We start from the raw sequence: 15726 nt of genomic DNA on the forward strand, positions 1-15726 counted from the left end.
GGGCGGTCCCCATTTGTTCACTCGAGGCTTTCCTGAGAGACACCTGAAAGCGTCCGCTCGTTGAGCCGACCCCGATGGGGTACTCGCTGTGGTGAACAGGGGTAGGCCGCAGGTCTGGTGGCTCAGGGTGATGATGCTGGTCGGCGTCGTCTCGACCGCCATCGCCCTCCCGGCCGGATCAGCGACCGCCCATCCCTTCGGTGACCCGGAGAGCGCGGCGATCTCGCTGATCACGACCGACTCGGTGCGGGTGCACTGGCAGGTCGGGATGGTCGACGACTACACCTACCTGGCCCAGAGCCTCGACCTCCTTCCCGAGGAGCGCACCCTCCTCGACGGGGTGGTCGACGCCCGTGACGGCGACCCGGAGCTGGTCGCCGCGTCGCCGAAGTTCACCGCCTACCTGCTGCGCCACCTCGGCGTCACCGCCAACGGTGCCGCCTGCCGGGGCACGGTGCAGCCGATCGAGGACCTGGTCGCCGACGGCGTCGACGTCGACTTCCAGTGCACCGGGGACGTCACCCGGGCCGACGTGATGATCAGCATGCTGACCGACCTGTCGGCGTACTACACGACGCTCGCCACCGGCCCCGAGGGGCAGCGCGAGGCCTACAACGGCTCGCAGACGTCGTACAGCTGGAGCTTCGATCCCAGCGCCGCACCTGCGGCACTCAACACCGGCCGGTCCGCGCTGCTCCAGATCAGCGCCGTGATCGGTCTCCTCATCGTTCTCGGGGCGGCCGGGGTCGGCCTGCGTCGCTACCGCCGCCGTCGTGCGCTGGCGGCGACGTCGCTGACCTCACCACCTGCTGTATCCGATCACCACCAGAAAGCAGAGCTGTGACAACACCACCCCTGAGGAACTGGCGGCGCAGGTCCACTGCGCTCCTGGCGAGCCTCTCCCTGACGGCCGGCACCCTCGCCGGCCTCTCCGCCGGGATCGACGGCGCCAGCGCCGCCACCCCGGCGGCCCCGGCCCTGACCCGGACCTCCCTGGCGGCCCTGTCCGCGCCGGTCCTGCCGACCGGGAAGACCTGGCCGGCCTCGGTGCGGCAGGCCGACGTCTTCGACGCCAACTTCGCCACCGCGAGCGCGACCGACACCGTCAGCGGGAACACCGCGACCGTGGCGCGCAGCAGCGGCACGACCTCGCCGGCGTACGTCGCCGACGCGACGCTCGACCAGCAGGTCGCCGCCTTCGACGGGACCAACGGGTTCGCCTTCGCCACCGACGCCTGGAAGACGACCAGCACCCTGGTGAGCGGCAACGCGATCACGATGGAGTGCGTCTTCAAGCTCGACTCCTCCGTCGCGGCAACGCACAGCTCCTACCCGTGCAGCCAGATCTACAGCGGTGGTGCCGGCTTCGTCACCTCCACCTACGCCGCCGGTGCGGCCACCGCGACGCTGAGCGGCCGGGTCGGCTTCCCGAGCTACACCGACGTCTCCACGTCGATCAAGACCGACACCTGGTACCACGCCGTGACGGTGTGGGACGGCGAGAACGTCGCGCTCTACGTCAACGGCGCCCTGGCTGCGATGGCCAACATGGCGGGCAAGCAGTTCACCGCGCCGACGTACAACTTCTTCACCGTCGGCGGTGCCGCGAAGTCGGCCACGGCCCTCAACACCAGCTCCCTTAACGGCCTCTACGGCTCGGTGGCCTCGTCGCGGGTCTGGTCCAAGCCGCTGACCGAGGCCGAGATCAGCGCCCTCTACACGTTCTCCGGCGTGCCCAGCAGCGACACCGGCACCGGCACCACCGCGACGTCGGTGCCCAAGGCCGACGTGCTCGACGTCGACCTGCTGCACGGTGACACCACCAACCACGCCGACGGCTCTTCGCCCTCGGTCTTCGGTGCCCCGACCAAGACCTGGCAGAGCGCGATCAAGCACACCGGCGTGACGTTCAACGGCAGCAAGGACGCGCTCTCCTACGACTTCTCGTCGTTCTGGAACCCGGCCAACACCCCGAACCTCACCACCGGCTTCACCGTCGAGTGCTACTTCAAGCTCAACGCCACCAGCAGCGCAACTCAGAAGACCTGCTCCGGGGAGCAGACCGGTGGCGTCTCGATCCAGATCCCGGCCTCGTCGAACTCGACGGTCAAGGCCGAGGCCTACATCGCCGGCGGCTACAAGGCGCTCACCGTGCCGATCACCGCAGGCGCGTTCAACCACGTCGTCTTCACCTACAACGGTGCCGGCCAGAAGGTCTACGTCAACGGCGTCCTCAAGGGCTTCTCCAAGATCACCGGTCGGGTCTCGCCGCCCGGTGGCCTGGGCTTCAACCTGGGGGCCGACATCGCGGGCTCCTACCCGACCGCGGAGAGCTTCACCGCCGCGACGATCGCGACCTCGCGGATCTGGAGCTCGGCGCTGAGCGACGAGCAGGTCAAGCTGCTCTACAAGCAGGACACCACCACGGCGACCGCGCCGAAGGCCGACGTCCTCGACGTCGACTTCTCCGGCAACAACGCCCTGGATGCCTCGGCCAACCAGCTGGTCCCCGAGGAGTACGGCACCCCGCAGATCGTCACCGACCCGACCCTGAAGCGTCAGGTCAGCACGTTCGCCGGCGACGGCTCCGCGCAGGTCTACGACATCACCCCGATGTGGGACGCGACCGCGCCCCTCAACATCGTCCACGGCTTCACCATCCAGTGCGACTTCCGCTATGACGGCACCCTGCCGGCCAGCTCGGAGTCCAACGTGTGCTCGGGCAAGCAGGCCGGTGGCTACTCGCTCAACGTGTCGGGCAACTCGGTGCGGATCCGTACGTGTGTCGGCACCGGGGGCACCACCTGCATCACGCTCAGCTCCCCGATCAAGGCCGGCATCTGGTATGCCGCCGTGGCCACCTGGGACTCCACCACCGGTGACTACCGGCTCTACCTCAACGGCAAGCTGGTCGGCATCGGCACGGCGTCGGGCACGGGCGACGACCCCGAGGCCAACCCGAAGGCCTGGGCCGTCGGCGCCGACATCAACAGTCTCGGCCAGCCCGAGGCCTCGGCCCCGGTGACCATCGCCGAGGCCCGGATGTGGGGTCACGCCATCACCGCCGACGAGGTCGCCGCGCTCTACAGCGCCGACCTCGCCGACGCCGCCACCGACGTCGCGCTGCTCTCCACCTCGCCCGCCGCCGGTGACACCCTCACCAAGGCCGCCGAGCTCAAGGTGAAGGTGCGCAACAAGGAGCAGGCCTTCGGCTGGGCCTACGCCATCGACGGTGTCGCGGTGCAGCCCGGCTCCACGATCGGTGCCGGCTTCGCTGCCGGCGCGCACGTGCTGACCATCACGGCGACCGACTCCTTCGGGCTGCCGATCTCCTACACGGTGCCGTTCACCTCCGCCGCGATCCCGGCCGCCACTGCCGCCGGGACCGACCAGGGCTCGGGCAAGGTCACGCTCTCGGCCGTCGGCACCTCGCCGACCGGGGGCAAGGTCACCACCACCTTCAAGGTCGCCGAGGCCTCGGTGGCCGACGGTGGCGAGACCGGCACGATCGCCTCGATCCCGTCCACGCTGGCGTTCTCCTCGACCGCGACCAAGCCGCTCTCGGGCGCGCAGGCGTTCGACGGCACCACCGTCGCGTCCCTGAAGTCGCACGACCAGCTGCCGTACCAGAAGTTCGACGTCGCGGTCCCGGCCGGTGACGTCCGGCACGTGCGCTGGGCCGGCACCGTCGACCCGGCACGCGCCCTCACGCTCTACGCCTGGGACACCTCCGAGCTGGCCTGGAAGCAGCTGGCCACCGCCCGGGGCAACGCCGCCGGCCTCACCCAGCTGGAGAGCGCCGTGGTCGACTCGATGGTCGACACCACGGTCAGCGTCGCGGCCCCGTCCGTCGGCGTCGTGCACGTCCTGGCCGTGGCGAGCGACCCGTTCGCCGACGACCTCACCCCGCGGGATGGGTCCAACGCCGGTGAGAAGTTCGCCGACCCGTCGGCGTACGACTTCGCCTTCACGCACTGGACCGACCCGCAGTACGTCGCCGAGGGTGCGGCCGGCGGCTCGGGCTACTACCCGGCGAGCCCGACGTACACCACGGTCAAGGGTGCCAACGTCGAGCGCTCCACCGCCGCGGAGCAGAAGGTCTGGAAGTCGGCCTACGACCAGGCCGCCGAGTGGAGCGTCACCAACGCCGAGCAGCGCAAGATCGTCTGGGCGTCCAACACCGGTGACATCATCAACAACAACCACTCCGACCCGGCGAGCGCGGAGGCGATGGCCAAGTATGGCGCCGCTGCCGGCGGCACCGTGAACAAGTCCGGTCAGGCCTACTCCGAGGTCAAGGACCAGATCGACCGGGAGAACACGGTCGCGAAGAACGCGTTCGAGAAGGTCTGGAGCTGGCGCGGGACCGACGGCAAGGGCCTGCCCAGCCAGGTCGTCGCCGGTAACCACGACAACCGCGGCGGCACCGACACCGTCACCAGTGCCACCGACCCGACCAACGGGGCGGCGCAGGACACCACTGCTGACAACTTCTACAACGACACCTTCACCGCCGCGAGCTACTACGCCCAGGCGCAGCAGTGGCCCGCGGGGGCGTCGTACCACACCATCGACGAGACGGTGGCGCCCGACGGCACCATCACCCCGGGCACCGACAACCAGAACAACTACGTGCTGTTCTCCGCCGGTGGCCAGGACTTCGTCTCGGTGGGTCTGTCCTACGGCGTGACCAAGGCCGAGGCCGACTGGGCGAGCTCGATCTTCGCCCGGTACGCCGACCGCAACGGCATCCTGATCACGCACGCCTACCTGGGCGCCTCGACCAACGTCGACGGTCGTGGGGCGAACAAGAGCGGCGACGGCTCACGGCTCTTCACCAAGGTCGTCACCGCCAACCCGAACGTGTTCCTGGTCCTGGCCGGTCACGTCCACGGTGTCGGCACCAACCTGCTGCAGGTGAAGAACAGCACCGCGACCGTCACGCACAAGACGGTCGAGCTGCTCGCCGACTACCAGAACTACCAGGCGCCGGCGAGCAAGATCTTCACCTACGAGCGCTGCACCGCGGCCGGGCTGAGCGACGTCTACAACCCGACCACCAAGGCCGGCACGAAGTGCAAGCCGCTCGGCGACGGCACCATCGACGTCGACGGTGACGGCACCGCCGACCACCGCGACACCGACCTGATGTGGTTCGGCGCCAGCTTCCTGCGTCTCCTCCAGTTCAACCTGAAGGACTCCACGATGCGGGTCGAGTCGTACTCGCCGTTCCTCGACGAGTTCGGTGCGCACCAGTACGACGAGCCGGGCAAGCGCTACAACGGCTCCGAGGACGCCTTCACGGTGCCGGTCGACCTCAAGACCCGGACCACGTCGTTCGCGACCGACGGTCTGGCTGTGCTGACGCCCGGTGCCGAGGTGATCGGCACCGCGAGCGCCGCCTCGGGTCTGCCGGCGACGGTGACCTGGTCGGGTCTGACGGCCGGCCAGACCTACGCGTGGGCGGCGACCTCGGTCGCCGACGGCGAGCAGGGCAGCGCCGACCAGTTCGGTGGCCTCTTCGTCGCCACCGCTGCCGGCACCGACGTCACGGCTCCGGTCCTGACGGTCCCGGCCGCCGCCACCCTGACGGTCGGTGACACCTTCGACCCGCGCAGCGGTGCGAAGGCGCTCGACGACACCGACGGCGACCTCACCGCGAAGATCACGGTGACCGGCTCGGTGGACACGTCCAAGGCGGGTAGCTATGCCCTGATCTACGCGGTCGCCGACACCAACGGCAACACCGCCCAGGGCACCCGGGTCGTGACGGTCACGGCGGCAGCGGAGGTGGCGAAGAAGCCCACCACCGTGACCGTTGCGAACGCCGCGGTCACCTTCGGCAAGGAGTCCACTCTGACGGCGACGGTCAGCCCGTCGACGCTGGCCGGGACCGTGGTCTTCAACAACGGTGAGGACCCGATCTGCCAGGCGGTCGTCAGCGGCGGCAAGGCCAGCTGTGTCACCTCCAACTTCGGAGGTGGCTCGGGCCAGTACGTCGGCGACGCCACGTTCTACCCCGACGACACCGCCTACGACGTGTCGAACAAGGCGTTCGTGCTCAGCATCAGCGCCCCGGCCACGACCAAGCCCCCGACCACGGCTCCGGCGCTCAGCCTCGGCACGCCCGTGATCAGCGGCAAGGTCAAGGTCGGCAAGCGGGTCTCGGTCTCCGTCGCGGCGACCAAGGGCGCGACGCTGCGCTACCAGTGGCGGATCGGCAAGCGCGTCGTCGGCACCGGCTCGACCCTGAAGCTGACCAAGGCGATGCGGGGCAAGCGGGTGCAAGTGCGGGTCACGGCGACGTACGCCGGGCACCAGCCGGCCTCGATCACGAAGGTGAGCGGAGCCAAGCGCGTCACGAAGTGACCTGCTGAACCCAGGTGAGCAGGCAGGAGATCGGTTGATCTCCTGCCTGCTTGCTGTTGTGGTGGTGAACCCGGATCTGGGTGGTGGTGAACCCGGAAGTCGGTGGTGGTGAACCCGGAAGTCGGCACTACGGTGGGGGCGTGTCTGTGACCTTCGCCGGCCTCGCGGCCCTGCTCGACCTCACCGTGGCCGAGGCGACGACGATCGAGGTGGAGACCCAGGCCGGGGTCGTCCTGCTCCGGGTGAGCGACGCCGTGCCAGCGCCGGGGGAGAGGGCGTCCGGGGAGAGCCGGGGCGGGGCGATCTACCTCACCGGCGGAGCGGAGTTCCCGCTCGGCTCGGACACCTTCGAGGTGCTGTCGGTGGCCCGCCCCGAGATCGCGGGACCGCTCTTCCTGGTGCCGCTCACCGACGTCGGCGGGGTGCGTACCTACCAGGCGATCTTCGCCTGATCAGGGTCGCTCACGTCGTCAGGTACTCGTTCACGTAGCCCGAGGCGAGCCTGCCCCGCACCACCGCCATCGCCGGGGCGTCGGCCGCGATCCGAGGTCGCCGAACGACCTCGACCGCGACCCGGGCGCCCGAGGCACGCTTGGTCACTTTCCGCACCGCCAGCGGCACCGTGACGGTGCCCCGGGCGCTGACCTGCTGGAGGCCGCGCACGCCGTGCACCCGGGCACCGGCCAGGACCGCAGGCAGCCGGAGGATCCGGCGCGAGCCGAGCCGGTCCAGACCCGCCGCGATCAGCAGCCCGGTGTCGTAGCCGAGGGCGGAGAAGGCGTCGACCCGCTTCGCGCCCGCCCGGCGCAGTGCCGCCCCGAGGGCCGCCTGGCGCTGCGGGTCCAGGTGCGTGCCACCGGCGTGGGCGCCCTGCCCGGCCTTGCCCAGCCGGCCGACGGTGCCGGGCTCGACCACGGTCGGGTCGAGCACCAGCTTCGCCGTCACCCCGGCCTGGCGCAGGGCCTTCACCAGGGTCACGGCGCGGTCGCCGCTCGCGCTGATCGCGATGACGGACGGCTTGGTCCGGCGTACGTCGGCCAGCGCCGCGCTCAGCCCGGCACCGTGCCCCACGTCGGTGACCGTCGTCCCCACCACCGTCCCGCCGGCACCGGTGAAGCCGCGCCGCAGCGCGAAGACCGAGTCGTAGCCGGCATCGGGCGCCGCCACGATCTGGTGCAGCCGCCGGCCCAGGTGCCGCCGCGACCACTGTCCGACGGAGTAGGCCGACTGCCAGTGCTGGGTGCCGGTGTAGAGCGCCGTCGGGCTGCCCGTGGTCCGGCTCGGCACGGCGACGTGGGCGCCCACCCCGGCGACGACGAGGGCGACGCCCCGGGCGCGGCACAGCGTCTCCAGGTCGCGGGCCGCCAGCGGTGTCACGGCGGCGACCACGACCTCGGCACCCCCGGCGATGAGGGCCTCGGCGGCAGCGCTCAGGCCCTGGTAGCCGCCGTCGACCTCACGGTGGCTGAGTCGCCGCAGGCGGGTGCCCAGACCGATCCGCAAGCCTGCCACGAGCGCGTCGCCGCGCTCGGAGGCAGCCGTGGAGCCGTGCCGCGACGCGGTCAGGACGCCGACGTGGATCCGACGGCGGCCGGCCGCCTCGGCGCTGATCGACGCGGTCGCGGCCAGGGCGGTGACGGCACCGGCCCCGACCAGGACGGCGCGGCGGCGGAGCAGGGGAGAGGTCGTCATGGCTGACTCCTGAGCACGGGACGGGCGGGTCGGATGAGGGCGAGGTCGGCGGCCGTCGCGGTGGAGAGGGTGGCGTCGTCGCGGGTGAGGAAGCCCAGGGAGCCGTAGAGTCCGCGGGCCGCGATGTTGAGCGGGTCCACCTGGAGGTGGACCTCCAGGCCGTCGGCGTCGGCGCGGGCGAGCAGGTCCTCGAGCACCGCTCGTCCGATCCCGCTGCCGCGACGTTCCGGGGCGACGGCGATCCAGAGCACCTCGGTGCGGTCGTCGCTCTCGGCGCGGTGCAGCACCGCCGCCGGCCGGTCGCCGAGCAGCCAGAGCTCGCGGTGGGTGGCGCGCGCGGCGAGCATCTCGGTGAAGCCGAGGTACTGGTGGTCGAGCAGCTGGGTGACCAGCTCCTGGGGGAGCCCCGAGTCCGACAGCTGGCTGCCGCGATCGGCTTCGAAGAGGCGCCGCTGGAAGGCGTCGTCGCCGTCGGTGACGGCACGCGAGGTGAGGGCGAGGGGCGGGCGGGCAGGGGCGGTCATCGTGCTCACCAGCGCGGCGGGAAGACGCCCTGCAACGCGATGCAGAAGTTGAGGGTCAGATAGGGCTGCATGTTGTTGTGCGGCGTGCTCGACCCGGCCGAGGCCAGCTCGGAGGCGTGCAGCGGCTGCAGCGCTGAGGTGGACGGCGCGTAGAGCGCGCCGTTCGAGGGCGCCGCCAGGGCCCGACCCGAGCCGGGGGCACGCAGGTCGCCGCTGGCGTTGGCGGCGACCAGGGCGTGGGTGTGCGACGGCATCTCGGAGGCGAGCAGCGTGACGGTCTCCGTGCCACCGACCTCGCCGAGGTCGTGCAGCGACAGCCCCGGTCCCTGGCCGGGTGCCATCGCGGCGCGGCCCTGGAGGTCGGGGAGCGCGAAGGAGGACCTGCCGTCGCCGCCGTACGTGGTGCCGAGCAGGGAGAAGAGCGCGGTGTTCTGCGAGATCGGCAGTACCTGTCCCGCACAGAAGGCCCAGCCGCGGGGCGGGAAGTTGAAGGCGAACGGGCGGATCTCCGCCACGAAGGGGTCGGCCATGTCGGACTCAGTTCTGGGAGGGGAAGATGCCGAAGGCGGAGATGATGTAGTTGAGGCCGAGGTACGGCTGGAGGTTGCTGTGCGGCTGAGAGCCGCCGGCGGGGCCGATCGAGGCCGGTGCCAGGGCGGCGTTGGTCGCGTCGGGGGCGCTGGTGGACAGTGCGCGCAGTGACGGTGCGGTGCCGAGCACCGCGCCCGCGGGCTGGGCGTGTTCGCCGCCGCCGGTGCTGGCCGCCAGACCGTGGGTGTGGGCCGGGATCTGCTGGGAGGTGAGCGTGACCTCCTCGACCCCGCCGGTCTCGCCGATCGTGTACGTCGACCCGCCGCCGCTGCCCAGGTGGATCGGCACCCGGCCGCACAGGTCGGGCAGCGCGAAGGTGGACGAGCCGTCGCCGCCGTACGTCGTCCCGATCAGGTTGAAGAGGGTCTCGTAGGTGGCGATATCCAGCGTCCGACCGTCGCAGAAGAACCAGCCGTTGGGGGCGAAGTTACCGGCGAAGAGTCGGATCTCGCCGACGTAGTTGTTGGACACGGTGCTGCCTCAGATCTGGCTCGGGAAGATGCCCTGCAGGGCGATGCAGAAGTTCAGGGTGAGGAACGGCTGGCGGTTCTCGTGCGCCTGGGTGCCGCCGGTGGTGGCGACGGAGGTCGGGGCGAGGTACGTCAGCGAGGTTGCCGAGGTGGTGTACTGGTCCGGTGCGGCCCCCAGCACGTTGCCCTGCGGCGTGCTGGTGGTGGCGGCCACGTTGGTGCCGTTGACGCGATGGGTGTGTGCTGGCAGCTCGCTGAGCGCGAGCGTGTGGGTCGCCGCCCCGCCGGCCGCACCCAGGGGGTGGCTACCCGCGGTGCCGGCACCGAAGGAGATCGGCACCCGGCCCCGGAGGTCCGGCAGCGCGAAGGTGGTCACGCCGTTGCCGCCGTACACGGTGCCCAGGAGCGAGAAGAGCGCCTGGTTCTGGTTGATCGGCATCAGCTGGCCGTTGCACTGCGCCCACCCTTTGGGCGGGAAGACGAAGGACATCAGACGGATCTCGCCGAGGAACGGCTCTGCCATGACACAGCCCTTTCAGAAGCTTGGGCCGGTGCAGGCACCGGCGAGGAAGGAGGCGCCGCTCTGGGTCTCGGCCAGAGCGGTGGTGGAGACGTTGCGTCCGGCCAGGTAGGTCTGGACGGCGGTGGTGGAGGTGGACGCGCCGGTGTAGCCCGGCAGGCTCACCGAGCCGTAGCGGTTGCGCAGGTGGAGGCCGGCCAGTGTGCCGCCCGAGGTGAGCGTGTTGCCGCTCGCGTCCAGACACGAGGCCTGGAGGTCGCCGGCGACCAGACCGAAGTCGCCCTCCAGGGCGTAGCCCGACGTCGTGCTGGACAGTGCCGAGACGGTGTTGCCGCTCACCGTGGCCTGCACCGAGGAGGCACCGTCGCCGGCCAGGAGCGCGATGCCGCGCTGGGCGCAGTTGCGGATCGTGTTGCCGGTGAGGGCGACCACGACCGGCCCGACGCCGGCGTCGTTGCTGACCTCGAGGCCGTTGCCGGTGGTCGAGCAGCTCCCGGTGGTGGTCGACCCGATCTGGTTGGTGCGGACGTAGCCCTCGATCCGCCCGCCGCCGGCCAGACCGGTGCCGGAGACGACCACGGCGCTGCCGGCGGAGCCGGTCACGGTGTTGCCGGTGACGTCGACCTGGAGGGTCCCCGCGTAGCCGTTGCTGGCGGCGAGTACGACGCCCTGGGACGTCCCACTGGCGGCACCCGTCACGGTGTTGCCGGTCAGGGTGACACGGCCTGAGGCGGTGCCCTGGGCGCTGACCTGGAGGGCGTCGCCGCCGTTGTTCATGAAGGTCGAGCTGGTCACGGTGAGGGCCGGGACACCGGTGCCGGTCAGGGCGAGGCCGTCGTTGACGACGTTGCTGACGGTGAGGTGGTCGGCCACGGTGGCGTCGATGGGGGAGGCCAACGTGATGCCGTCGGTCCCGCCGGTGACGGAGACGTAGCTGAGCACCGGTCCGCGTGCGGAGGTGACGGCGATGCCGGCTCCGGTGGAGTTCTGGATCGTCGACGGGGTGGCGGCGGGGCTGATCACCCGGACCCGGCCGGTGCCGGTGGTGGCGTTGATCAGCAGGCCGTTGGTGGCGCCGTTGCTGGAGACCTTGCTCAGCGTCAGGTCGCTCGCCAGGGCGACACCGTTGAGGGTCAGCGCGGTCCCGGTCGTGGTGCTGAGCTGGTGCGCCGTGGAGGAGAGGTCGCTCAGCGGCGTGCTGGTGGCACTCAGCGCCGGGTTGGCCCCGGTGGTCAGGGTCAGGGGCCCGGTCAGGGTGACGGCGCCGGCACTGGTCAGTCGTACGCCGCCCGAGGTGCCCGCAGACGTGATCGCCCCGAGGGTGGTGGTGCCGGTGCGGGAGGCGATGGTGACGGCCGGGTTCCCGGTGCCGGCGGTGATCGGGCCGGTGATGCTGACGGCGCCGGTGCCGCCGGTGACGCTCAGGGTGGTCCCGGTGCCGCCGACGATGCTGGCACTGGCGTCGATCGTGGCGGTGTTGACGGTGCTGGTCACGGCGGTGCCGGTGCCGGTGGCCTTGACCACCAGCCCCGAGACGGTGCTGCCCTCGCCGAGGGTGAGGCCGCCGGCCGAGCCGGTCAGGGTCAGGGTGGTCGCCGTCGTCGGTGCCACCAGGGTGGCTCCGTTGAAGGTGAGCCCGCTGCCGGCGCCGTACAGCCGCTGCGAGGCGAGCAGGGTCAGCGACGTCCTGGACAGGCCGGTCTTGACGAAGAGGTCGTCGCCGGCGGCACCGAGGGTGGTGGCGCTGAGGGACGTCAGGGGTGCGGTCGAGGCACCGTTGCCGGCGGTGGAGAGGCTCGGGTCGACGTACCAGACCAGGCGGTCGGCGATCGTGAGGGAGATCGTCCCGGTGACGGGGAACTCGCCGTCGGTGATCGTGTAGGTCACCGTGTCGACGACGTTGCGCACCCCGAGCGGCGGGGTGTAGCGGAAGGATCCGTCGGCGGCGATCGTGATGCTGCCGCCGCGGGCCGTCGCCCTGGTGACGGGCACCACGCTGAGGGTGTCGTGCTCGGGGTCGGTGTCGTTGGCCAGCGGCAGGCTGCCGCTCAGCACCGTCTCGGGGGTCGTGCCCGCGGTGCCGCCGGCACGGGCCGTGGTGTTGCCCAGCACCCCGGTGTAGGAGTCGGCGACAGCGGTCGGCGCCTCGTTGACGTTGGTGACGGTGATGGTGAACGTCTTCTGGAAGGTGAGGCCGCCGGCGTCGGTCACGGTCACGGTGGCGGTGACGGTCGGGGTGGTCTCGAAGTCGAACCCGGCGCCGTCGGCGGTGCGCAGCTCGGCGCCGACGACCTTGAACGTCGACGGGGTGACGGCGTAGGTGAAGGTGTCCCCGGCGTCGGGGTCGGACGCACTGAGGGTGCCGATCGTGGCGTTGCCGAGGTTCTCCGCGATCGAGGCGTGCGAGAGGGCCAGGTCGGTGGGAGCCTCGTTGACGTTGGTCACCGTGACGGTGAGTGTCGCCGAGGTGGCATGGCCGTGGTCGTCGCTCGCGGTGACGGTGAGGGTGCGGGTCGGGGTGGTCTCGACGTCGAACCTCGTCGCGGTGAGGAGCTGGGTGCCGCTGAGGGTGAAGTCGGCGGCATCGGGACCACTGATCGCGTACGTCACCGGGTCGCCGTCGGGGTCGGTGGCGGCCAACGTGCCGACCACGGTGCCGACCGGCTGGTGCTCCGCGACGCTCGCGGGCGTCAGGGTCGGCGCGCTCGGGGCGAGGTTGTACTCGCTGACCGTGATGGTGAAGGCCCTCTCCTGCGGCGCGGCGCTGGTGCCGTCGCTGACCCGGATCCGGACCGAGCGGTCGCCGTCGGCGTGCTGCAGGGTGACGGCGGTGCGCAGCTCGGTGCCGACGATGGTGAACAGGGCGTTGTCGGTGGAGCCCTCGCCGCTGACCAGTGTGTAGGTGAGCGGGTCGCTGTCTCCGTCGGTGGCCGACAGGTCGCCGACCCTCTCACCGGCCGGCCTGCGCTCGGAGACCGTGGTCGGGGACAGGGCCAGGTCGGTCGGGGAGAGCAGCACGTCGTTCACCGTGACGGTGAAGGTCGCCGTCTGGTGCAGGCCGCCGGAGTCGGTCGTGGTGACGGTGACCTGGTAGCCGCCGACCGGCGCCTGGGTGAAAAGCAGCTCCTGGGTGGTGATCAGGAGGTCGCCCTGGGTCGTGAAGGCAGTCGCCCCCGCAGTCCCGGCAGGGGTGGTGACGGCGTACGTCAGGTGGTCCCCGGCGTCCGGGTCGATCGCGCTCAGGGTGCCGACGGTGGAGCCGGCCGGGCGGCCCTCGTCGATCGCGGCGGGCGACAGGCTCAGGTCGTGCGGTGCCTCGTTGACGTCGCCGACGGTGATCGTGAGGGCCTGCTCGACAGTGCTGCCGTAGTGATCGGTGACCGCCACCCGGACGTCGTACGACGCCTGGGTCTCGTAGTCGGGCACGGTGGCGAGCTCGAGGTGGGAGCCGACCGCGCTGACCGCGGCGTTGTCGGTGTCGCCGGGGCCGCTGACCAGACGGAGGTCGGCGAACCGGGCACCGGCCGGTGCGGCGGTGACGGTGCCGATCACGGTCCCGACGCCGGAGCCCTCGGCGACGGTCGCGGGGGAGAGGGCGAGCGAGACGGTCGGCACCCGGCGTACGGCGATCGAGGCGGTGGCGGTGGTGCTCAGCCCGAGCAGGTCGACGGCCTGGAAGCGGATCCGCAGGGCGGGCAGGGAGGCGGCGTCCAGTGCGGTGGCGAGCACGATCCGGTTGCCCTGGACACGGACCGCGGCGTTCTCCTGCCCGCCGGCACCCGGCACCAGCCGGTAGCTGAGGCGGTCACCGCGGTTGGGGTCGGTGGCGGTCAGGGTGCCGATCACGGTGCCCGCCGGGGCGCCGTCGACCACGGTCGTGCCGCTCAGTCGCAGGCCGATGGGGGCGAGGTCGGCGAGCCGGCTGAGCCGTCCGCGGCAGCCTGCCGCCGTCGCGGTCCAGCGGGTCTTCGCGCCGGTGGTGCACACCAGCACCGTGGTGCGGCTCGGTACGGCGACCTTGGTGCCGCGCAGGGCGGCCTTGCGCACGGTGGCGCGCTTGATCCTCACCTTGCCGGTGGCGCAGGTCTTCGCGGTGAAGCCGGTCCGCGCGATCAGGTAGACGCTCTTGGAGCGGGTCAGGCACACGGTCGTCGGGGTGGCGACCGAGAGCCGGACCAGGCGTTCGCGGGCGGTGCAGCGCCCCGTGGTCGTCACCCGGAGCGCGCCGGCGGGCCTGCCCTTCGTGGTGGCACAGAGGTCCTGGGCCAGGGCCGGTGCCACGGTCGTGGCTGCGGCAGAGGCCGGGGCGGAGGCGACGGCGAAGGTCCCGAGACCGGTGAGGATCAGGCCGAGGATGAGCGTCACGCAGGCAGCCGACCGGGGTCGGTTCGCCACAGGGATCGGGGTGGGGGCGCCAGGCACTACCAGATCGTCCCAGTTGTCGGGAGGGTTTGACGGGTGGTTTAGACCAGATAAGGACCAAAGTCCCGCCGATGCTGCTCGCTACCTCGGCGGCTCCATCTGGGACACTGTTCCCGTGGCCGACACAACTGCTCAGAAGCTCGACGGAACTGCGACTGCTGCTGCGATCAAGCAGGAGCTCACCACGCGGGTCGAGGCCCTGCACGCCCAGGGCGTGCGGCCGGGCCTGGGCACGATCCTGGTCGGCGACGACCCGGGTTCGACCTGGTATGTCGCCGGCAAGCACCGCGACTGTGCCGAGGTCGGCATCCACTCCCTCCGCGTGGACCTGCCTGGCGACGCGCCGCAGAGCGCGGTCGAGGAGGCTGTGCTGCGGCTCAACGAGGATCCCGCCTGCACCGGCTACATCGTGCAGCTGCCGCTGCCGAGGCACATGGACGAGAACGCGATCCTCGGACTGATCGACCCGACCAAGGACGCGGACGGCCTCCATCCGACCAACCTCGGGTGGCTCGTCCTCGGCAAGCAGGCACCACTGCCATGCACGCCGAACGGCATCGTTGAGCTGCTGCGCCGGCACGACGTACCGCTGGACGGTGCCGAGGTCGTCGTCATCGGCCGCGGTGTCACCGTCGGACGCCCGCTCGGACCCCTGCTCACCCGACGCAGCGAGAACGCCACCGTCACGCTGTGCCACACGGGCACGCGCGACCTCGCCGCCCACACCCGCCGCGCCGACGTGATCGTTGCCGCTGCCGGCGTACCGGGAATCGTGACGGCACGCATGGTCAAACCCGGTGCGACGCTGCTCGACGTTGGCGTTTCCCGGGTCGACGGCAAGATCGCCGGGGACCTGGCCCCTGACGTCTGGGACGTTGCCGGTTGGGTCTCACCCAACCCTGGCGGCGTCGGGCCGATGACGCGCGCCATGCTGCTCAGCAACGTGGTTGAAGCCGCCGAACGGTGCGCAACCTGAGCACGAAGGCCTTTGCTCGGCGGTGGCCGCGAGCCGAGATGCGTGTCGTCGAGGACGTCGACCTGGTGTGGCGCCTGGTCGACGAGGGCTGGGCCGTGCGATACGACCCTGCCTTCGAGGCCTACCACGACGTCCGAGGGAGCATCACCGGATGGCTGGGCC

At 71.2% G+C, this 15726-nt stretch carries 10 protein-coding genes; 4 read left to right on the top strand and 6 right to left on the bottom strand.

Annotation, left to right across the window (positions count from 1 at the left end; genetic code table 11):
* Window positions 1–130: 130 nt before the first annotated feature.
* The 3 genes from Q1V88_RS08840 to Q1V88_RS08855 all read left to right on the top strand — a co-directional run bounded on the left by Q1V88_RS08840 (window position 131) and on the right by Q1V88_RS08855 (window position 6821).
* Window positions 131–844: a hypothetical protein gene (locus Q1V88_RS08840; protein WP_300680558.1), complete on the top strand. Its 714-nt coding sequence runs from the start codon at window positions 131–133 to the stop codon at window positions 842–844.
* Window positions 841–6369 (top strand): LamG-like jellyroll fold domain-containing protein, encoded by a 5529-nt coding sequence (locus Q1V88_RS19575; RefSeq protein WP_366914069.1) that lies wholly within the window; start codon window positions 841–843, stop codon window positions 6367–6369. Before Q1V88_RS08840 ends, Q1V88_RS19575 begins: the two co-directional genes overlap by 4 nt.
* Before the next feature lie 140 nt (window positions 6370–6509).
* The gene (locus Q1V88_RS08855; protein ID WP_300680560.1) at window positions 6510–6821 is read left to right on the top strand and encodes a hypothetical protein; all 312 of its coding nucleotides are present in this window, start codon (window positions 6510–6512) and stop codon (window positions 6819–6821) included.
* Window positions 6822–6831: 10 nt separating this feature from the next.
* On the opposite strand, the gene Q1V88_RS08860 is transcribed toward Q1V88_RS08855, so the two are convergent.
* The 6 genes from Q1V88_RS08860 to Q1V88_RS08885 are packed head-to-tail and all read right to left on the bottom strand — an operon-like array spanning window position 6832 to window position 14531.
* Window positions 6832–8061, bottom strand: coding sequence for an ABC transporter substrate-binding protein (locus tag Q1V88_RS08860; protein WP_300680563.1), 1230 nt, complete (start codon window positions 8059–8061; stop codon window positions 6832–6834).
* On the bottom strand, window positions 8058–8585 hold the full coding sequence (locus Q1V88_RS08865; protein WP_300680573.1) for an N-acetyltransferase: 528 nt from the start codon (window positions 8583–8585) through the stop codon (window positions 8058–8060). Before Q1V88_RS08865 ends, Q1V88_RS08860 begins: the two co-directional genes overlap by 4 nt.
* A 5-nt stretch (window positions 8586–8590) precedes the next feature.
* Window positions 8591–9115 carry a tail fiber protein gene (locus tag Q1V88_RS08870; RefSeq protein ID WP_300680564.1) on the bottom strand — a complete coding sequence of 175 codons (525 nt, stop codon included), beginning with the start codon at window positions 9113–9115 and terminating at the stop codon, window positions 8591–8593.
* A gap of 7 nt (window positions 9116–9122) precedes the next feature.
* Window positions 9123–9647, bottom strand: a complete 525-nt coding sequence (locus tag Q1V88_RS08875) for a tail fiber protein (RefSeq protein WP_300680565.1) — start codon at window positions 9645–9647, stop codon at window positions 9123–9125.
* A 9-nt stretch (window positions 9648–9656) separates the two neighbouring features.
* On the bottom strand, window positions 9657–10169 hold the full coding sequence (locus tag Q1V88_RS08880; RefSeq protein ID WP_300680567.1) for a tail fiber protein: 513 nt from the start codon (window positions 10167–10169) through the stop codon (window positions 9657–9659).
* Between the two features lie 12 nt (window positions 10170–10181).
* A complete protein-coding gene (locus Q1V88_RS08885; RefSeq protein WP_300680568.1) occupies window positions 10182–14531 on the bottom strand; it encodes a cadherin domain-containing protein in 4350 nt (1449 codons plus the stop codon).
* A 172-nt stretch (window positions 14532–14703) separates the two neighbouring features.
* On the opposite strand from Q1V88_RS08885, the gene Q1V88_RS08890 reads away from it, so the two are divergent.
* Complete coding sequence (locus tag Q1V88_RS08890) at window positions 14704–15564, top strand: bifunctional methylenetetrahydrofolate dehydrogenase/methenyltetrahydrofolate cyclohydrolase (protein ID WP_300680569.1); 861 nt, start codon at window positions 14704–14706, stop codon at window positions 15562–15564.
* Window positions 15565–15726 lie beyond the last annotated feature (162 nt).

The organism is Nocardioides sp. (genome assembly GCF_030150155.1).
GTDB lineage: Bacteria > Actinomycetota > Actinomycetes > Propionibacteriales > Nocardioidaceae > Nocardioides.

Coding starts and splice junctions, on each gene's coding strand:
- Q1V88_RS08840 (WP_300680558.1), top strand. CDS start 131: ATGATGCTGGTCGGCGTCGTCTCGACCGCCATCGCCCTCCCGGCCGGA.
- Q1V88_RS08860 (WP_300680563.1), bottom strand. CDS start 8,061: ATGACGACCTCTCCCCTGCTCCGCCGCCGCGCCGTCCTGGTCGGGGCC.
- Q1V88_RS08865 (WP_300680573.1), bottom strand. CDS start 8,585: ATGACCGCCCCTGCCCGCCCGCCCCTCGCCCTCACCTCGCGTGCCGTC.
- Q1V88_RS08870 (WP_300680564.1), bottom strand. CDS start 9,115: ATGGCCGACCCCTTCGTGGCGGAGATCCGCCCGTTCGCCTTCAACTTC.
- Q1V88_RS08880 (WP_300680567.1), bottom strand. CDS start 10,169: ATGGCAGAGCCGTTCCTCGGCGAGATCCGTCTGATGTCCTTCGTCTTC.